At 62.9% G+C, this 17,803-nt stretch carries 18 protein-coding genes; 10 read left to right on the forward strand and 8 right to left on the reverse strand.

Annotated features, from left to right (window positions below; translation table 11 throughout):
* Nucleotides 1-265: 265 nt before the first annotated feature.
* From EKH55_RS02315 to EKH55_RS02355, 9 genes are all read left to right on the forward strand, one after another.
* Nucleotides 266-691 carry a BA14K family protein gene (locus EKH55_RS02315; protein ID WP_151610911.1) on the forward strand — a complete coding sequence of 142 codons (426 nt, stop codon included), beginning with the start codon at nt 266-268 and terminating at the stop codon, nt 689-691.
* 300 nt (nt 692-991) lie between these two features.
* Nucleotides 992-2,773 carry an acyl-CoA dehydrogenase family protein gene (locus EKH55_RS02320; RefSeq protein WP_069460373.1) on the forward strand — a complete coding sequence of 594 codons (1,782 nt, stop codon included), beginning with the start codon at nt 992-994 and terminating at the stop codon, nt 2,771-2,773.
* Nucleotides 2,774-2,785: 12 nt separating this feature from the next.
* Nucleotides 2,786-3,538 carry a crotonase/enoyl-CoA hydratase family protein gene (locus tag EKH55_RS02325; RefSeq protein ID WP_069460374.1) on the forward strand — a complete coding sequence of 251 codons (753 nt, stop codon included), beginning with the start codon at nt 2,786-2,788 and terminating at the stop codon, nt 3,536-3,538.
* Nucleotides 3,539-3,810: 272 nt separating this feature from the next.
* Complete coding sequence (locus EKH55_RS02330) at nt 3,811-4,191, forward strand: hypothetical protein (protein ID WP_069460375.1); 381 nt, start codon at nt 3,811-3,813, stop codon at nt 4,189-4,191.
* Between the two features lie 95 nt (nt 4,192-4,286).
* Nucleotides 4,287-4,514 carry a hypothetical protein gene (locus tag EKH55_RS02335; protein WP_069460814.1) on the forward strand — a complete coding sequence of 76 codons (228 nt, stop codon included), beginning with the start codon at nt 4,287-4,289 and terminating at the stop codon, nt 4,512-4,514.
* Complete coding sequence (locus tag EKH55_RS02340; RefSeq protein WP_069460376.1) at nt 4,511-5,974, forward strand: TolC family protein; 1,464 nt, start codon at nt 4,511-4,513, stop codon at nt 5,972-5,974. The genes EKH55_RS02335 and EKH55_RS02340 overlap by 4 nt, the downstream gene beginning before the upstream one ends.
* Before the next feature lie 14 nt (nt 5,975-5,988).
* Nucleotides 5,989-7,338 (forward strand): multicopper oxidase family protein, encoded by a 1,350-nt coding sequence (locus tag EKH55_RS02345; RefSeq protein ID WP_151610912.1) that lies wholly within the window; start codon nt 5,989-5,991, stop codon nt 7,336-7,338.
* Nucleotides 7,339-7,377: 39 nt separating this feature from the next.
* Complete coding sequence (locus tag EKH55_RS02350) at nt 7,378-7,857, forward strand: cupredoxin domain-containing protein (protein ID WP_069460378.1); 480 nt, start codon at nt 7,378-7,380, stop codon at nt 7,855-7,857.
* An 18-nt stretch (nt 7,858-7,875) separates the two neighbouring features.
* On the forward strand, nt 7,876-8,160 hold the full coding sequence (locus EKH55_RS02355; RefSeq protein ID WP_069460379.1) for a copper-binding protein: 285 nt from the start codon (nt 7,876-7,878) through the stop codon (nt 8,158-8,160).
* 112 nt (nt 8,161-8,272) lie between these two features.
* Here EKH55_RS02355 and EKH55_RS02360 read toward each other — a convergent pair whose 3' ends face one another.
* The gene (locus EKH55_RS02360; protein WP_069460380.1) at nt 8,273-8,641 is read right to left on the reverse strand and encodes a hypothetical protein; all 369 of its coding nucleotides are present in this window, start codon (nt 8,639-8,641) and stop codon (nt 8,273-8,275) included.
* 770 nt (nt 8,642-9,411) lie between these two features.
* Between EKH55_RS02360 and EKH55_RS02365 the strand changes: the two genes are divergently transcribed.
* Complete coding sequence (locus EKH55_RS02365; protein ID WP_069460381.1) at nt 9,412-9,993, forward strand: DUF305 domain-containing protein; 582 nt, start codon at nt 9,412-9,414, stop codon at nt 9,991-9,993.
* Between the two features lie 259 nt (nt 9,994-10,252).
* Here the strand turns inward: EKH55_RS02365 and EKH55_RS02370 are convergent, their stop codons facing one another.
* From EKH55_RS02370 to EKH55_RS02400, 7 genes are all read right to left on the reverse strand, one after another.
* The gene (locus EKH55_RS02370; protein ID WP_069460382.1) at nt 10,253-11,500 is read right to left on the reverse strand and encodes a class I SAM-dependent RNA methyltransferase; all 1,248 of its coding nucleotides are present in this window, start codon (nt 11,498-11,500) and stop codon (nt 10,253-10,255) included.
* On the reverse strand, nt 11,497-12,252 hold the full coding sequence (locus EKH55_RS02375; RefSeq protein ID WP_069460383.1) for a TlyA family RNA methyltransferase: 756 nt from the start codon (nt 12,250-12,252) through the stop codon (nt 11,497-11,499). Before EKH55_RS02375 ends, EKH55_RS02370 begins: the two co-directional genes overlap by 4 nt.
* Before the next feature lie 55 nt (nt 12,253-12,307).
* A complete protein-coding gene (gene dxs / locus EKH55_RS02380; RefSeq protein ID WP_192803762.1) occupies nt 12,308-14,221 on the reverse strand; it encodes a 1-deoxy-D-xylulose-5-phosphate synthase in 1,914 nt (637 codons plus the stop codon).
* 161 nt (nt 14,222-14,382) lie between these two features.
* Nucleotides 14,383-15,306 (reverse strand): pirin family protein, encoded by a 924-nt coding sequence (locus EKH55_RS02385; protein WP_069460385.1) that lies wholly within the window; start codon nt 15,304-15,306, stop codon nt 14,383-14,385.
* Between the two features lie 264 nt (nt 15,307-15,570).
* Complete coding sequence (locus EKH55_RS02390) at nt 15,571-15,825, reverse strand: exodeoxyribonuclease VII small subunit (protein ID WP_069460815.1); 255 nt, start codon at nt 15,823-15,825, stop codon at nt 15,571-15,573.
* Nucleotides 15,826-15,828: 3 nt separating this feature from the next.
* The gene (locus tag EKH55_RS02395; protein WP_069460386.1) at nt 15,829-16,758 is read right to left on the reverse strand and encodes a histone deacetylase family protein; all 930 of its coding nucleotides are present in this window, start codon (nt 16,756-16,758) and stop codon (nt 15,829-15,831) included.
* Nucleotides 16,759-16,821: 63 nt separating this feature from the next.
* Nucleotides 16,822-17,790, reverse strand: coding sequence for a zinc-dependent alcohol dehydrogenase family protein (locus tag EKH55_RS02400; protein ID WP_151610914.1), 969 nt, complete (start codon nt 17,788-17,790; stop codon nt 16,822-16,824).
* Nucleotides 17,791-17,803: the final 13 nt, after the last annotated feature.

The following is a 17,803-nucleotide window of genomic DNA, read 5'->3' on the forward strand; positions in this document are numbered from 1 at the left end:
CGGCGCAGGCACTCTTCTGCGTGCAGCTGCATTCCTGCTCTACGCGCTGCGGTCGTGCCGGGCCGGGAACGAAATGCCCGGCGAAGGCGTTTGCGTGGTGATCACGCTGACTTGGGTCGGATAACTCGAGCGTTTTGAAGGCGATCGATCCTGAACGGCAGTTGCGATACGGAACTCAGGCGCAAGTTTGGGCGCTTCCCCCCGTGTCTCACGCGCCCGCGTTTGGGCATCCGATCGGGGCTGGCGTCGGGTCATGGAGGTGAGAATGAAGATCACAAAGACGAAATGGGTTTCATGCACGTTCGCCGTATTCGCTTTGACCGCGACGGCGGTTCCGACACATGCTTTCACGCCCGCTCCGTCGAAGGTCGTGGTCACGAGCGATGTAACCGATGTCCAATATCGATCTCGGCGCGGCTACTACCGGGACGGAGACGTCCGTTATTACAATGGACACCGTGGCTACCGACATCATCGTCCCGGCTATCGCTACCATCGTGGATGGTGGTTCCCGCTTGCGGCGTTCGGGGCAGGGGCGGTCATCGGCGGCGCCCTCGCACAGCCGCCAGTGCGCTATGGCAACAGGCATGTGGAATGGTGCTACGATCGCTACCGCTCCTATAGAGCCTATGACAATACGTATCAGCCCTATAACGGCCCGCGTCGTCAGTGCTATTCGCCCTATAGTTAAGGGCGCTTGCAGCTTCAGCGGCATCGATGGTCGGATTCGCTGCTATCGGCGTGTCCCCCCAGCAGATATTCATGGGTTTACCCACGGCTATCTGCTTAATTGGGTCCCTTAGGTTTGCCGCAGGTGCTGATCGAAAAATGTTGGGTTGACCGGTGATCGCCCTCATCGGCCAGGGGGCAGAAGCCGAACCGGCTGCAGAAGTGGCCGCGACCGAAGTTGACGTTTACGTAAAAATCAATAATCTGCCTGCGCGAAGCATGAGCAATGCGGCCAAACCGTGGCCGCGCGGGGAGGAGCAGCATGTACAAGGCGCCGGTCGAGGAGATCGCATTCACCTTGAAGCACGTGGTCGGCATGGCGGACGGCTTGGATGCCGGGATGTTCGGCGAGCTCGGCGAGGACCTCATCGATGCGATTCTGTCGGAAGCGGGGCGCTTTGCCACGGAAGAGGTAGCGCCGCTCGGCGAAGTTGGCGACAGGCAGGGATCTCGCCTCGTCGATGGCTCGGTGAAGACACCAGACGGCTGGCGTGGTCTTTACCACAACTGGATCGCCGGCGGCTGGAATGGGCTCACGGCGCCGGAAGCTTTCGGTGGTCAGAACCTGCCGCATATGCTGCACGTCGCCGCCATGGAGATGTGGAACGGCGGTTCGATGGCCTTCGCGCTGGGGCCGACCCTGACCATGGGCGCCATCGATGCGCTGGAAAAGCACGGTACCGACGCACTGAAGGCGACATTCCTCGAGAAGATGGTCTCCGGCGAATGGATGGGGACGATGAACCTCACCGAGCCGCATGCGGGCTCCGACCTCGGCGTGCTCAAGACCCGTGCAGAGCGCCGCGACGACGGCACCTACCGCATCTTCGGACAGAAGATCTTCATCACCTGGGGCGAGCACGACTTCACCGACAACATCGTCCACCTCGTGTTGGCGCGCTTGCCGGATGCATCGCCGGGCACCAAAGGCATCTCGCTGTTCCTCGTGCCGAAGTTCCTCGTCAACGAGGACGGGTCGCTCGGCGCGCGGAATGATCTCTTCTGCCATGCGCTCGAGCACAAGCTCGGCATCCATGGCTCGCCGACCTGCACCATGATCTATGGCGACGGCAGATATGGCGAGGAAAAGGGCGCGATCGGCTATCTCGTGGGCGAGGAAAATCGCGGGCTCGCCTGCATGTTCACGATGATGAACAATGCCCGGCTTGCCGTCGCCATGCAGGGTGTCGCGATCGCCGAGGCCGCGACCCAGAAGGCGGTTGCCTATGCCAGGGAACGCACGCAGGGCCGTGCGCCGGGCTGGGAGGGCGAGGGCATGAGCCCGATCATCGAGCATCCGGACGTCGCCCGGATGCTGCTGACAATGAAGGCGCTGACGCAAGGTGCGCGCGCCATCGCCTATGCGTGTGCCCATGCAGTCGACATGGCGCATGCGAGCGAGGGCGACGCGGCGCTTCGTTGGCAGGAGCGCTCGAGCCTGTTGACGCCGATTGCCAAGTCCTTTGCCACCGACGTCGGCGTCGACGTCGCCTCGATCGGCATTCAGGTGCATGGCGGCATGGGCTTCATCGAGGAGACGGGGGCCGCGCGCTACCTGCGCGACGCCCGCATCGCGCCCATCTACGAGGGCACCAACGGCATTCAGGCGATCGACCTCGTTACCCGCAAGCTGCCGCTGTCCGAAGGTGCGCAGGTGCGCGGCTTCATCGGGGAGCTCCGGCAGGTCGCGTCTGCCGTCAGGGCCTCGAACCGCCAAGGCTTCGGGGAAACGGCCTCGCGGCTCGATGCGGCGCTTGCGGAGCTAGCGGAGGCGACCGATTGGCTCCTGGCGACGCTCGCCGCCGGAAGGCACGCCGATGCGCTCGCCGGCGCCACCGCCTATCAGCGCCTCTTCGGCCTCACACTGACCGGTGTCTATCTTGCCAAGGGCGGACTTGCCGAGGCCGGCGACGGCAGGCAGGAGGGGCGAATTGCGCTCTGCCGTTTCGCCGCGGAGAACCTAATTGCCGAAACGGCGGCGCTCAAGGACAGCGTCGTGAACGGAGCCGCGAGCCTCGCGGCCGCCCGCGCCATTCTGGACTGAAAGGGCTGTCCCATGACCGACCATGTACTCGTCGAACGCCCGGAGGCCCATCCCGGCGTTCAGGTCATCCGCTTCAACAGGCCGGAAAAGAAGAATGCCATCACGCGCGAGATGTACGCGAAGATGACGACCGCCTTGACGGTGGCGCAATCGGACCCGGCAATCCGGGTGACGGCCTTCCTCGGAAGCGAAGGCTGTTTCTCCGCTGGAAACGACATGAGCGATTTCTTGGCCGTCGCCATGGGCGGAAGCATGGGGCGCGAGGTACTCGATTTCCTTCGGGCGCTCGCGCGTGCGGCAAAGCCGGTCGTTTCCGGCGTCGACGGTCTGGCGATCGGCATCGGCACGACAATCCATCTGCATTGCGATCTGACGGTCGCCTCCGCTCGGTCGCTCTTCAGGACACCCTTTGTCGACCTCGCGCTGGTTCCGGAAGCGGCCTCGAGCCTGATCGCGCCGCGCATCTTGGGGCACCAGCGTGCCTTCGCGCTGCTTGCCGCCGGCGAACCGCTCGAAGCCGCCGAGGCGCTGACGGCCGGACTGATCTGGAAGATTGTCGATGCGGAGAGCGTCGAGGAGACGACGCTGTCGCTTGCCGCGCGCCTTGCCGCGAAGCCGCCGGAGGCGTTGCGCATCGCCCGCGACCTCGTTCGCGGCAACCGCAAGGACGTGCTTGCCCGCATCGACGAGGAGGCGGAGCACTTTGCGGCGCAACTGAAGAGCGCCGAAGCGCGCGCCGCCTTCGAGGCCTTCATGCGTCGTTGAGTCGACGGATGGTGCCATCGTGGGGAGTGGCCCGGTCATGCGCGTGCGGGAGAGGAGTGTTTTGACGCGCTAGGCTCCTTGGTGGCATGGCGATGCGCCCTTCCATGCCCGGCCATTTTCTTGCTTGACCCTGCCACTGTTGTAACCATTACATCCGTCTTCAGTCAGATGATTTTCGCGGCCGTTCGTTGCGGTGCCACAGAATAGACGCGAATCGCGTGTCTGCATGAACTGACAATTGACAACTTCGGTACCGGTGGTAGTCCTCGGGCATGGGTATGTTCCGAATCACATTGCAAAAGATGTTGGTTCTGCTCCGCTTGGCGATTGTCATGTCGCTGACGGTTTACTCATTGCCGACGGCTTCTGCCGCAATGCATGGCGCTTCGTACAATCCTGAAATCGCGCAGTCCGACAACCATCATCGTGAGACGGCGAGCGGCGGGCATACGCATGGCGACCACAAATCCTCCCTGGACGATGCCCAGAAGCTTGTGAAGCAGGAATGTTGCAAGGGCTTCTGCGTCAGCATGGCGATCGTCGGGGAGGCCGAGGCCGTCGGCGGACCGCGCGTAGTCTCCATTCGCGAATTCATCGATGACGCCCGCACCACGGGCGAGCTTCCTGCACTGCACCGTCCCCCGAACATCTGACTAGGACGCACCCGTTCTTCTCACGGGTCCAAGGAGTGTTCGTGAGCAAGGATTCGCTCTCGGGCGCCACTGCAATTTCCTATTCGGATGAAACCATGAAGCCGTTGTTTTTCGTGGCCGCCCTGCCGCTGTTTGCGAGCGGATGCGCCGCCACATTGCCTCCCGATGTCATTGCTTCGGGCGATCTCGCCACCTCCCAGGCTCAGGTCCGCCCCCTCAGATATACGAGCCCGGTCTCCGGCTACACCCACCGCGCTCCGGTCGATCCCCAGCCGTGGCGCAACCAGAACGACGCGCAGGCTCCGGAAGGAGACGCGTCATGATGAACAGCAAGATCAGACTTGCAGCGACTCTCGCCCTGCCGCTGGTGCTCGGCGGCTGCGTATCCGCCAGCGAACATGCAGCGAAGAACGCTGGCTTCTCGTCGGTCGAGGCCAAGACCGCCGAGGCCGCAGGCAAGCAGACGGTCTGGATACAGAACCAGCAGCAGGCACGCGTGGTCTCAGACCGCGTGAAGACGCTGATGGCGAAGAAGACCATCGACGTCGAGACCGCCGTGCAGGTGGCGCTCCTGAACAACAAGGGTCTGCAGGCGGCCTACGCTGACCTCGGCGACTCCGCGGCCGACGCCTGGCAGTCCACCATGCTCGTCAATCCGACCGTTTCGCTCGGAGTCACCGGTATCGGCGCGCCGGGGCTGGAAGCCTTCAGGTCGGTCGAAGGCATGATCGCCAATAATATTCTCGCGCTTGCCACCCGAGACCGGAATATCGCCATCGCCGATACTGAATTCCGAAGGGCGCAATTGAATGCGGCTCTTCGTACGTTACAGCTAGCCTCAGATACACGCCATGCCTGGATCAACGCCGTTGCCGCCTGGGAAACGGTCGGCCAACTCAACCAGGCGCAGGCAGCAGCCGACGCAGCCTCGGAGCTTGCACAGGAACTTGGCAAGAGCGGCGCGCTCACGAAAGAAGGTCAAGCCCGCGAGCATGTGTTCTATGCCGAGCTAGCGGGACAGACGGCAAAGGCGCGGCTGGAGGCGCGGCTCGCCAAGGAAGAGCTGACGCGGCTGATGGGGCTCTGGGGCTCGGACATCGACTATCAGGTTCCGAACCGTCTGCCGCAGTTGCCTAGGGGAATAATGAAGCGTGACCTGATCGAGGCGGAAGCGTTGCAGCGCCGCGTCGACCTGCAGATGTCGAAGCTCGACCTTGAAGCGTCGGCCAAGTCCTACAAGCTGACCGAAGCAACCCGTTACGTCACCGACCTCGAACTATTGACCGGCTTCGAGACCGAACGGGAGAAGGAAGACGGCAACGTCGAGACCGAGACCACCGGACAGGCGGAACTCGAGTTCGTTATCCCGATCTTTGACAGCGGCAAGGCCCGGATGCGCAAGGCGGAACTTGCCTACATGCGGGCGGCGAACCTGCTCGCCGAGAAGGCGGTCAACGTCCGCTCCGAAGCGCGTTCCGCCTACCAGGCCTACCGCGCCAACTACGACATCGCCCGGCACTACCGAAACAGCGTCGTGCCGCTGCGCACCAAGATCGAGGAGGAATCCCTCCTCACTTACAACGCCATGATCACCAACACCTTCGAACTGCTCGCCGACAGCCGCGAGAAGGTCAATGCGAACCTGCTTGCCGTCAACGCCAAGCGCGACTTCTGGCTCGCGGAGGCGAACCTCGCCCCTGTCATCTACGGCGGTGGCACAGGAGCTGCCTCCGGCGAGATGGAAGTCGCGGCGGCCGCCGAAAGCGGCGGCGGTGGCCACTGAGAAAGGAACAAACAATGTTCAGCAGAAGACAGTTGCTCGGTGCGAGCGCCGCCCTAGTGTCGACCGCCGCCTGGGCCAAGACCTCCAACATGGGCCTGCCTGAGGCTGCGGTGATGGAGACGGCGGAGACTCAAGCCCCGGTCCGGCCGACCTCCGGCCCCGACTACAATCCGGTCGTCACGCTCAACGGCTGGACGCTGCCCTACCGCATGAACAACGGCGTCAAGGAGTTCCACCTTGTCGCCGAGCCGGTCGAGCGTGAAATGGCGGAAGGCATGACCGCCTATCTCTGGGGGTATAATGGCCAGTCGCCGGGACCGACGATCGAGGCGGTCGAAGGCGACCGGGTGCGCATCTTCGTCACCAACAAGCTGCCGGAGCACACGACGATCCACTGGCACGGCATGATTCTCCCCTCCGGAATGGACGGGGTCGGCGGCCTGTCGCAGCCGCACATCCCGGTCGGCAAGACCTTCGTCTACGAGTTCGACCTCGTGAAGTCGGGCACCTTCATGTACCACCCGCATTCCGACGAGATGGTGCAAATGGCGATGGGGATGATGGGCTTCTTCGTGATTCACCCCAGAGACCCGAAGTTCATGCCGGTCGACCGCGACTTCGTGTTCCTGCTCAACGCATACGATATCGATCCGGGCTCCTACGTGCCCCGGGTCATGGAAATGACCGACTTCAACATGTGGTGCTGGAACAGCCGCATCTTCCCGGACATCAGCCCGCTTGTCGTCTCCAAGAACGACCGGGTGCGGGTCCGGGTCGGCAATCTCACCATGACCAACCACCCGATCCACATGCACGGCTACGATTTCGAGGTCACCTGCACCGACGGCGGTTGGGTGCGGCCCGAGGCCCGCTGGCCGGAGGTCAGCATCGACATTCCGGTCGGCGCGATGCGGGCCTACGAGTTCGACGCCAAGTATGAGGGCGACTGGGCGATCCACTGTCACAAGTCGCACCACACGATGAACGCGATGGGGCACGACATCCCGACCTTCATCGGCGTCGACAAATCGAAGGTTGCCGAGAAGATCAAGAAGCTTCGCCCGGAATACATGCCGATGGCCACCAAGGGCATGGCCGATATGGGCGAGATGGAGATGGAAATCCCCGAGAACACCATCCCGATGATGACCGGCTGGGGACCGCATGGCCCGATCGAGATGGGCGGCATGTTCTCGGTGGTCAAGGTGCGCGAAGGCATCTCGGCGGGCGATTACGCCGATCCCGGCTGGTACGAAAACCCACCCGGCACTGAGGCCTGGGAGTGGACGGGCGAGCTTCCCAACGCGGACAAAGCCAAGGACGCCAAAACCCAGATCATGCCGAAACATAAGAACCACGGCTGATCCCGCATGCCGATGTTCAACCAACCAAAGGAACACACAATGAAAGCTCAAATCTTCGGACTTCTCGTCGCCGCGCTCGCTACACCCGCGCTCGCAGGCGGCAATCACGCAGGCGGCCACGGCGAGGCAATGGCCGTCGGCGAGCCCGGCAAGAAAGCCAATGCCACCCAGACGATTCGAGTGACCATGAAGGAGACGGACGACGGCAAGATGATCTTCACTCCGTCGACGTTCGAGGTCCGCAAGGGCCAGACCATCGTCTTCGCGATCAAGAACGCGGGCGAACTCGACCACGAGTTCGTGCTCGATCAGGAAGACAAAATCATGGAGCACAAGGCGGTGATGGAGAAGTTCCCGGAGATGGAGCACGACGATCCGAATGCGATCCGGCTGGCCACTGGAGAGTCCGGCGAGATCGTCTGGAAGTTCACCAATGACGGCACGTTCAAGATCGCCTGCCTCGTGCCCGGCCATTACGACGCCGGCATGCACGGCGACATCACCGTTGCCAAGAAATAATCGCAGGAAGGAGACAACATGAAGACGCTGATCAAACTCACCCTCGCCTCTGCCCTCGCTGTCGGGACCGCCTACGGCGCTCTCGCGCAGGAGTTCACAAAGGGAACCGTTAAGAAGGTCGACGCCAAGGCGAAGAAGGTCACGCTGATCCACGAGGAGCTGAAGAGCCTTGAGATGCCGGCGATGACCATGGTGTTCCGCGTCCAAGACGACGCGATCCTGGAGAAGCTGAAGGAAGGCGCGAACGTCGAATTCGTCGCCGAGCGCGTCAACGGAAAGTTGACAGTCATTGAGGTCAAATAATTCCCGACACAGGACGCGGGCGTAGCCGCCCGCGTCCTGTGTCTTTCATTCGTTGGGCGACAGCTCCGATCGATGTCTTGGATGTCGCTCGCGGCGTGCTGCAGCGGGAGTGTTACGATACGGGCGGCGTGCAGACGGTTCTCCAGAGATCGTCTTTCCAGTCGCTTCCCCCACCTTCCGCAGTGGGTATCGCGTAATCGACGCCCCTTACCGAAACCGCCGGCGGTGGGCCGCATCGGACAGATGCCTTGTGTTGGCCGGGGTCCTTGTAACCGGCCTCTATGTCGTCACTCGTTTGTGACAGTGAGATGTATACATCATAGTCATAGTCGGTGCTCGACGCCACCTGGCTCCCTACAAGGCTCAGATTGACGATGGTGTGATCCTGAAAGCGTGCCGTGTGGAAGATCACCGGCTCGGTTGCGGTCGCTGACGAGAGGAGCAATGTCTCGACAGCAAGGACTGAAATGACAATACGCATTCACCCCTCCCGTGGTTCATGCGACGCCAAACCATACCATGACGGCGCTCCATTGCCTCCGCGAAATTCGCACGTAAGAAGACAGAAGCTCAGATACCGGGTGCCCGAACGCCTGGGTGACATGCGCGCTGGCCCCTTGCGCCGACTAGCCGTGCCCCGGCAGCCAGCCCAGCGCTCGCCGGATGCTCCATATCGAGCCTAGCCGCTCCCGATTTGGACGGCGTTGAAAACGCCTGCTACTGCTGCTGCAGTTCCGGCACGTCAGGCCACCTGAGGAATGCTGAACCAAACGCCTCCTTGAAGCCGATTGTGTGCCGAACTTCGTGATCACTGCGGGTTAGCCCTTTTCTCGGGGGAAAGCCCGCTCATTGGAGCAATCCAGGACATGAGCCGAGTTCGGCGCGCTTTCAACCGGCCGCGCAGGAGCGGACCGCCCCACCCATCAATGGCGACCGCAGCGCCGTCTTGATCAGACGGCCTCGGTCGACAGGAAGCCCGCGGCTCCTCGTTCGGCTGCAGCCTGCAAGCGTGCCGCGGCGTTCACACCATGGCCACCAGAATCGCCACCTATGACCACAACGTCGGCAATGTGTAGCCCGAAGGCATGCAGCAGGCTGCGCCTCCGACGCGGTGGCATTTCACGCCTTCCTCGCAGCTCTCAATGCATTCACCGGACTCGAAAATTCAGCGCGTCGGGCATGCCCGGCAGTGTTGAATATGAACAAAAAGCCAACTTATCCGTTTAGCGCCTGAACCGGGAGGTCGCGGCGATGGATCAGCATAAAATGATGAGTATGGGGTGGGGACGCTTCGCGGCGATGATCGCCACATCGACGGTAATCATGTTCTTTCTGATGTACCAGCTCGTTTACAGTTGGGACCATGCGCTGTTCAGCTTGACCCGGTTCATTTCCTCCCTGGTGATGGGCTGCGTCATGACAGCGGTAATGCTGGCTTTCATGTGGCGGATGTACCGACCAGAAGTCGCGAAAATTGCCTTACTTGCGGTGGCGATCATCGGAGGCTGGACGCTGCTGACTGTGAACCGCAGCCAAGCGCTAATCGGCGATGTCGACTTCATGAGAGCGATGATTCCGCATCACTCCATAGCCATCAGCAACGCGCGCCAGGCTGACATTCGTGATCCGCGTGTGCGCTATTTGGCAGATAGGATTACTCGCGATCAGGTGAAGGAAATTGCCGAAATGAAAATGCTGATCGAGGACATCGAGCAGTTCGGCAGGCGCGCCAACGAACCGCTGGCCGCCGGTCCTGCGACTTTGAAGAGCGAGGGTGCGAGCGAGGCTCGGGATTTGTTGAGCGGCAAATTACTGACGGAAAAGCCGCTGTAGTCGAGAGGGCCAGGGTTGCATCCCCTCGAGCTATTGTGAGTCGGATGTATCGAGATGTCGGCTTCTCGCATGGAGTGCTGTCCAAGCTCCGCTTTCCACCCGAACCGGACCTTGCTAGAAAACCTTGTGGCAGCGAAAATCCCGTCGCTCTCGCCCGGTTGAACGAGAGCTTGCATGGGGCGATTCCATACCGTCAAGATGAACACAGTGGTTCAACAGGGGCACTGATCCGGAGACAAACGCAGCGAATCCCCGTCATTCATCTATCGAGCGTCGCCACCGTCTCCACATGCGACGACCAGAGAAACTGGTCGATCGGCGTCACCGATGTGATGCGATAGCCCGCAGTCGCCAGGATCGAGAGATCCCTGGCAAGGGTCACCGGGTTGCAGGAGACCGCCGCGATCTTCTTCACGCCGGAGCGGGCAAGTTCGTGGCACTGGGCTTCGGCGCCCGCCCGGGGCGGATCGAAGACGACGGCATCGAAGACCTTCAATTCCTGCGCCATCATTGGCCGGCGGAAAAGATCGCGTTTCTCGACCGTCACAGGCTTCAGCCCTTGCGTGTTGCGCGCCGCGAAATCAAGCGCCTTCAAGGCCTTGTCCTCGCCTTCGACGGCGTGCACGCGCGCGGTGCGGGCGATCCGCAGCGCAAAGGTGCCGATGCCTGCGAAGAGATCGGCGACACGTTTCGTCTTGCCGAGATGATCGAGCACGAGCTTGGCCATGGCTTCCTCCGCCGGGCGCGTCGCCTGCGCAAAGGCGCCGGGCGGAGGCAAGACCGTGATGCCGCCCACGTCGATGCTGGGTTTGACCGGCTCGATGATGATTTCGCCGTTGAGGCTGACGCGGGCGATGCCCCGCTCGCCGAGAACGGCCTCGACGGTCGCGCGCCGCTGCCGGTCGCTGAGCTTGAGTCCTTCGAAGGCGAGATCAAGGCCGGTCTCGGTTTCGAGAACGGTGATGCGGAATGGTTCGGAACTCAACGCCATCGCCGCAGCGATCTTGCGGATGGTGGCAAGCCGCGAGACGATGCTCGGGCTCGTGATGGGACATTCGCTGATCGCGACGATGTGGTGGCTCGCCGCCTGGTTATAGCCGAGCAGGAGTTCCTTTTCCGTGGGCCGAGCGGTGAAGACGGCACGGCGGCGCTCGCCCGGCCGGGCAACGGCGAGGGGTGCGACATCCGGTGTCAGCCCCTTGGATTTCAAGGCGTCGATCACGAGGTTCCGCTTGAAGTCGTGATAGAGCGCATCGGACGCGTGCTGCAGGCTGCAGCCGCCGCAGGTGCCATTGACACCGTCCGGCCCGAAGTGCCGGCATTTTGGCTGGACGCGCTCGGGAGAAGCCTCTCTCAGCGAGATCAGCGTGCCATGGGCCTTGTTTACGGCAAGGGCCGCGGTTTCTCCAGGCAGGGTGAAGGGTGCGTAGACGGCGCCGGATTCGGTCTGGGCGATACCGTCACCCTGCGCACCCAGGCGGCTTATCGTGACGATTTCGGTGCTCATGGCTTCCGCCCCGCAAGAAGAAACTCCCTGTTGCCGTCGCCGCCCGCAATCGGCGAGGGGGTGAGGCCAAGGCTCAGCCAGCCCACATCCTTGACGAGCCAGCGTTCGAGCTCGGCCGCCACCGTCGGGGCGCTCTCCGGATCCTTGAGCAGCCCCGCCTTGCTGATCGCGTCACGCCCGGCCTCGAATTGCGGCTTGACGAGCAGGATGCACCGCGCGCCGGCTTCGGCAAGGGAGAGCGCCGGCGGAAGCGCCAGTTTCAGAGAGATGAAAGAGACGTCGGAAACGATGAAAGTAACTGAACGGTCACCGATATTCTCCGCTTTCATCGCCCGGGCGTTCAGACCTTCGATATTGGTGACGCGTGGATCGCCGGCAAGGCGCGGATGCATCTGGCCATGGCCGACGTCGACGGCAACCACATGGGCAGCCCCGCGCTCGAGCAGGACCTCGGTGAAGCCGCCTGTCGAGGCGCCGACGTCGAGACAGATCTCACCCGCCGGATCGAAGCCGAAATGGTCGAGCGCGGCGACGAGCTTCAGCGCCGCGCGGGAGACATAGGCCTGCGCCGGATCATCGATGGTGATCGCCACGCCTTCGGCAAAGGCGGCGGCCGGCTTGGTGACGGTGCGGCCGTCGACCTTCACGGTGCCGCGTTGGATGGCATCGCGGGCGCGGGAGCGGCTTGCGACGAGGCCCTTGCTCAGGAGCAATTGGTCGAGGCGGATCATGTTGTGTGCTTCGTTGGACATGGGTCGTCATCGCCCGTCGCGCGCCGCAATGCAAGGGGGACCCGCGAGGGCCTCCTCAGCCGGCCGCCCCGATGCCGATGGAGTGCTTCTGTCCGAGCGCCTTGAAGACCGTCGAGACGATGCCGGCGCGATCAAGACCGGCGTGTGCATACATCGCTTCGGGTTTTGCCTGTTCCATCCAGATGTCCGGCATTGCCATCGGGCGCACCCGAAGGCCGCCGTCGAGCAGGCCCTCTTCCGCCAGGAAATGCAAGACATGGCTGGCGAAACCGCCGATCGAACCCTCCTCGATGGTGATCAGCACTTCGTGGTGGCGCGCAAGCTGGCGGATCAGGTCCTGGTCGAGCGGTTTGGCGAAGCGCGCGTCGGCGACCGTCGTCGAGAGGCCAGCGGCATCGAGGTCTTCGGCGGCCAACAGACAGTCGGCAAGCCGTGTGCCGAAGGAAAGCAGCGCGACCTTCGTGCCCTCCTTGAGGATGCGGCCCTTGCCGATCGCGAGGATCTCACCATGCTCCGGCAGGTCGACGCCGACGCCTTCGCCCCGCGGATAGCGGAAGGAGATCGGGCCTTCGTCATAGGCCGCGGCGGTGCGGACCATGTGCTTCAGTTCCGCCTCGTCGGCGGCCGCCATCACCACGAAGCCCGGCAGCGATGCGAGATAGGTGGTGTCGAAGGAACCGGCATGGGTGGGCCCATCGGCGCCGACGAAACCGGCGCGGTCGATGGGGAAGCGCACCGGCAGGCCCTGGATCGCCACATCGTGGACGACCTGGTCATAGGCGCGCTGCAGGAAGGTGGAATAGAGCGCCGCGAACGGCTTGTAGCCCTCCGCCGCCAGGCCGGCAGCAAAGGTCACGGCATGCTGCTCGGCAATGCCGACATCGAAACAGCGCGAAGGATGCACGGCCGCGAACCGGTCGAGCCCGGTGCCGGATGGCATGGCCGCAGTGATCGCCACGATCTTTTCGTCGAGGCTCGCTTCCTGGACAAGAGCGTCCGCAAAGACCGAGGTGTAGGAGGGTGCATTCGGCTTTGCCTTCGCCTGGGCACCGGTGATCACATCGAACTTGTTAACGCCGTGATACTTGTCGGCAGCGGCTTCCGCCGGCGGATAACCTTTGCCCTTCTGCGTCACGACATGGATCAGCACCGGGCCTCTCCCATTGTCGCGGACATTGCGCAGCACGGGCAGAAGATGGTCGAAGGAATGCCCGTCGATCGGTCCGATATGGTAGAAGCCCATTTCCTCGAAGAGCGTGCCGCCGGTGACGTAGCCGCGCGCATGCTCGACGGCGCGGGTGATCGCGCGGTCGACCGTCTTGCCGAGGTAGGCGGTCAGCTTCTTCCCGACCTCGCGGATGCCCATATAAGTCCGGCCCGAGGCCAGCCGCGCCAGATAGGCGCTCATGGCGCCCGTCGGCGGCGCGATCGACATGTCGTTGTCATTGAGGATGACGATCAGGCGGGCGTCGAGAGCCCCGGCATTGTTTAGCGCCTCATAGGCCATGCCGGCCGACATTGCGCCGTCGCCGATCACGGCGATGACATTGCGGTTCTTGCCGTCGAGGTCGGCGGCGACCGCCATGCCGAGGCCGGCCGATATCGAGGTTGAGGAATGGGCTGCGCCGAAGGGGTCGTATTCGCTTTCTGCGCGCCGGGTGAAGCCGGAAAGCCCGCCCTCCTGGCGCAGCGTGCGGATCCGGTCGCGCCGCCCGGTGAGAATCTTGTGCGGATAGCACTGGTGCCCGACATCGAAGATAAGCCGGTCATGCGGCGTATCGAAGACCTTGTGGATGGCGATCGTCAGTTCCACGACGCCGAGGCCGGCGCCGAGATGGCCGCCGGTGCGCGACACCGCATCGATCATTTCCGCGCGCAATTCGCTTGCCAGCTGAGGCAGATCCCGATCGTCGATCTTCTTCAGATCGTCAGGGATATTGACCCTGTCGAGCAAAGGAGTTGCAGGCATCGGAGTGGTCGGCAGTTGTGTCACGCTTGTCGCCTTATACGCACCAGCTTTCGGCGCGATCTGTTTTGGTTGTGTCCGTCAAAACGGCACTGTTTAGACGCAGTCGCCGTTGAATGCAAAATCAGGCTTTCCTGCGTCTTCGACCGAGAACTTAACGAAAATTAGCCTCCGGGCAAAGGGATGAACTCCTGTTCATCCCCCGGAACGATATCGAAGCGCCTGCTCCGCCATTCTTCTTTCGCCCTATCGATCCGCTCCTTGGAGGAAGAAACGAAATTCCACCAGATATGGCGCGGCGAACCGAGCGCTGCGCCGCCGAAAAGCATGACGTGGCAGCCGGTCGGACCGGCCGTAATGGTAATCTCGTCGCCGGGCCGGAAGACGAGGAGCTGGTTGTCGGCAAAACAATCCCCGGCGATGATTGCCTCGCCCGAAAGGATATAGAGCGCCCGCTCCTCCCATTGCGCGGCAAAGGGCGCGCTGCTGCCTGCCGCGATATTGAGATCTACATAGAGTGTGTCGGTGAAGACGGAGACGGGCGAGACTTCGCCTTCGAATTGGCCGATCACGACCCGCGCCCGCACGCCGCCGTCGGCGAGATGAGGCAGAACGCGCTCCTCCGTGTGGGTGAAGATCGGATCGATCTCTTCCTTGTCGTCGGGCAGCGCCAGCCAGGTCTGCAACCCGGACAGCGAGCGCTCATGACCGCGCTGGTTCTCCGGCGAGCGCTCAGAATGGACGATGCCGCGTCCGGCCGTCATGAGGTTCACGTCGCCGGGCCGGATCACCATCTCGGTGCCGAGGCTGTCCCGATGCTTGATCTCGCCGTCGAAAAGATAGGTGACGGTCGAAAGCCCGATATGCGGATGCGGCCGCACGTCGATCGCTTCGCCCGCGTGCAGCAACGCCGGCCCCATCCGGTCGAAGAAGATGAAAGGGCCCACAAGGCGGCGCCGCGCCGTCGGCAGGGCGCGACGTACCTCCAGCCCGCCGATATCGCTGGTGCGTGGAATGATCAGATGCTCGATGGCGTCACAGGCCGGCTTGTCGCCGGCGAGCGGGTCGGGACCGGGAAAGAAGGACATGGCAGGCGCTCCGTCTGGTGGGGTATCGGCTCGCGTTCTCCGAGGAAAAAGCGTGGAAGTTAGCCCCTCTCCTTGAGTTAAACCCTGGTTTAACCCGAGGGCTAACCCTTTCCCCGCAAGCAGGGCGAGGGGACCGGGAGTTTCGCCGCGAGCCCCGGAGGAGGGAGCGATTGAGTGCCACAAGTCTCCTTCGCCCCGCTTGCGGGGAGAAGGTGGCCGGCAGGCCGGATGAGGGGCAAATTTCGATAAACCGACCTCTCGCCCTCACTGCTCCGCATCCAGCGGCTCGACGCCCTGAGGCCGGCCAGCGCGGTCGAGGCGGATTTTTTCGATGCGGTCCTCGGCCGCCTTCAACAGCGTCTCGCAATGCTTCTTCAGAGCCTCGCCGCGCTCGTAGATCTCGATCGACTTGTCGAGCGCCACGTCGCCGCGTTCGAGCGCCGAGACGATGCGCTCCAGTTCTTCGACGGCCTGCTCGAAGGAGAGGGCTGAGACGTCCGGTTGTGCGTTGGTGTTCATCAATTACCCTCTCATCAGTCTCTGTATGTGCATGGCCGCCGATTCGGCGAGCCCTTCGAGATCATAGCCGCCCTCGAGCAGGCTGACGATTCGGTTGCCGCCGCTCTTGCCGGCGACCTCCATCAGGCGTCCCGTTGCCCAGTCGAAGTCCTCCGCCATCAGGTTGATCTGCGCCAGAGGATCACGGTAATGCGCGTCGAATCCGGCGGAGATCAGCACGAGATCCGGGCGGAAATTGTCGAGTGCTGCCAGGACGCGGGTGCGGAACGCGTCACGGAAATGCTCGCTGCCGCTGTTGGGCGAAAGCGGAGCATTGACGATATTGTGTTTGACGCCCGTCTCCTCCTTGGCGCCGGTGCCGGGATAAAGCGGCATCTGGTGCGTGGAACAGAACAGCACCGAAGGGTGGTTCCAGAAGATATCCTGCGTGCCATTGCCATGGTGCACGTCCCAATCGACGATCGCCACCCGCTCGACGCCGTGCGCACGCTGGGCATGGCGTGCTGCGATCGCGACTGTGTTGAAGAAGCAGAAACCCATCGGCCTGTTCTTCTCTGCGTGATGGCCTGGCGGGCGTGCCGCGACGAAGGCATTGTCCGCCTCGCCGGCGAACACCGCGTCCACGGCGGCGATAGCGGCTCCGACGGCAGTCAAGGCGGCATCGAAGCTCGAGGGGCTGGCAAAGGTATCCGCTTCGATCTGCGTGATGTCCTCTTCCGGAATCCACTTCTTGATCGAGCGCAGATGCTCCTCGGTATGGGCGAGAAGGACCAGATCCTCGCTGCCTTTCGGCGCCTCTACCCGCTTCAGCTCAGCAAAGTTCGGGTGCTCCAGCGCAAGGTTCAGCGCCTTCAGCCGATCCGGCCTTTCCGGATGTCCCTCGGGAACGATATGTTCCAAAAAAATGGGATTTTCATAGAGCTGCGTTGTCATCTGCGCAAAGCTAGTGCGCGTGCCCTTCAAAATCCATGCCAGCGACCACGATTGTGCCGATTTTCAACAGCGCGGATCGATGAGGATCTTGCCGTCCCGATGCGGATCGGCCTGGTGCGCCAGGGCATCCGCGAGTCGGCTCAGGGGATAGGTCGCAGCGACGGGGCTTGCAAAGAGCCCGTCGCGCAGCCCCGTGAAGCATCGGGCGAAAGCGGCTTCGAGGGAGCCGCGACCGGCGGAATGCACATAGTTTCTCAGCCACAGGAAAGCAAAGCGGACATCGGGCCGGGCGGCGATTGCCGATTGCGGCACCGGAACGTTGCTCAGCGCCCCATATTGGACCAAGATGCCGCCGGGACTGATCGCCCGGCGGATCAAGTCGCCGGCAAGCGGGCCGCCGACCGCGTCGAGCACGGCGTCGAAGATCCTTTCTGGGGGAAGGCTGCTGCCCTCGGTGACCATGACCCTCTGCCCCGCCTCGAAGCGCCCGCGGCTTTTGTCGCTGCGAAGGATCGCGGTCGGCACCGCGCCTTCGCGGCCGATAAGCTTTATCAGCATGCCGCCGATCGCCGAGCCCGCCGCGGTGACGGCGACGGAGCGTCCCTGCAGCGAGCCGAAATGTCTGCGCAGATCCTCGATCAGCCGAAGCGCCGTCAGAGGGTTGACATAGCTCATGGCGGCCTGGCTGTCGCTGATGTCGTCCGGCACGCGAAAGCACCATTCGGTCGGGCGCACGAGAAACTGCTGCCACAGCCCGCTCGCGCCGATCGGGATCACGCGATCGCCGGATTTGAAGTGGCGAACGCCCGGGCCGATGCGGCTCACCGTGCCGACACCCTCGAATCCGGGCACGAAAGGCAGCTCGGTGCGGGCGCGATAGGCGCCGGTGACGGGAATGAGGTCCGAAGGATTGATCGCCGCGAGCGCGATTTCGATCTCCACTTCCCCGGCTGCCGGATCGATACGCGGCGCGTCCACAAGCTCTATCACTTGTTCCGGATCGCCAAACTGTCTAACCAGGGTGGAGCGCATGGGAAGGGTCTCG

Source organism: Sinorhizobium alkalisoli, from assembly GCF_008932245.1.
Classification (GTDB): Bacteria; Pseudomonadota; Alphaproteobacteria; order Rhizobiales; family Rhizobiaceae; genus Sinorhizobium; species Sinorhizobium alkalisoli.

Bases quoted from the DNA above. Each gene is read 5' to 3' on its own strand.
- EKH55_RS02315 (WP_151610911.1), top strand. From the start codon at position 266: ATGAAGATCACAAAGACGAAATGGGTTTCATGCACGTTCGCCGTATTC.
- EKH55_RS02320 (WP_069460373.1), top strand. From the start codon at position 992: ATGTACAAGGCGCCGGTCGAGGAGATCGCATTCACCTTGAAGCACGTG.
- EKH55_RS02325 (WP_069460374.1), top strand. From the start codon at position 2,786: ATGACCGACCATGTACTCGTCGAACGCCCGGAGGCCCATCCCGGCGTT.
- EKH55_RS02330 (WP_069460375.1), top strand. From the start codon at position 3,811: ATGGGTATGTTCCGAATCACATTGCAAAAGATGTTGGTTCTGCTCCGC.
- EKH55_RS02335 (WP_069460814.1), top strand. From the start codon at position 4,287: ATGAAGCCGTTGTTTTTCGTGGCCGCCCTGCCGCTGTTTGCGAGCGGA.
- EKH55_RS02340 (WP_069460376.1), top strand. From the start codon at position 4,511: ATGATGAACAGCAAGATCAGACTTGCAGCGACTCTCGCCCTGCCGCTG.
- EKH55_RS02345 (WP_151610912.1), top strand. From the start codon at position 5,989: ATGTTCAGCAGAAGACAGTTGCTCGGTGCGAGCGCCGCCCTAGTGTCG.
- EKH55_RS02350 (WP_069460378.1), top strand. From the start codon at position 7,378: ATGAAAGCTCAAATCTTCGGACTTCTCGTCGCCGCGCTCGCTACACCC.
- EKH55_RS02355 (WP_069460379.1), top strand. From the start codon at position 7,876: ATGAAGACGCTGATCAAACTCACCCTCGCCTCTGCCCTCGCTGTCGGG.
- EKH55_RS02360 (WP_069460380.1), bottom strand. From the start codon at position 8,641: ATGCGTATTGTCATTTCAGTCCTTGCTGTCGAGACATTGCTCCTCTCG.
- EKH55_RS02365 (WP_069460381.1), top strand. From the start codon at position 9,412: ATGGATCAGCATAAAATGATGAGTATGGGGTGGGGACGCTTCGCGGCG.
- EKH55_RS02370 (WP_069460382.1), bottom strand. From the start codon at position 11,500: ATGAGCACCGAAATCGTCACGATAAGCCGCCTGGGTGCGCAGGGTGAC.
- EKH55_RS02375 (WP_069460383.1), bottom strand. From the start codon at position 12,252: ATGTCCAACGAAGCACACAACATGATCCGCCTCGACCAATTGCTCCTG.
- dxs (WP_192803762.1), bottom strand. From the start codon at position 14,221: ATGCCTGCAACTCCTTTGCTCGACAGGGTCAATATCCCTGACGATCTG.
- EKH55_RS02385 (WP_069460385.1), bottom strand. From the start codon at position 15,306: ATGTCCTTCTTTCCCGGTCCCGACCCGCTCGCCGGCGACAAGCCGGCC.
- EKH55_RS02390 (WP_069460815.1), bottom strand. From the start codon at position 15,825: ATGAACACCAACGCACAACCGGACGTCTCAGCCCTCTCCTTCGAGCAG.
- EKH55_RS02395 (WP_069460386.1), bottom strand. From the start codon at position 16,758: ATGACAACGCAGCTCTATGAAAATCCCATTTTTTTGGAACATATCGTT.
- EKH55_RS02400 (WP_151610914.1), bottom strand. From the start codon at position 17,790: ATGCGCTCCACCCTGGTTAGACAGTTTGGCGATCCGGAACAAGTGATA.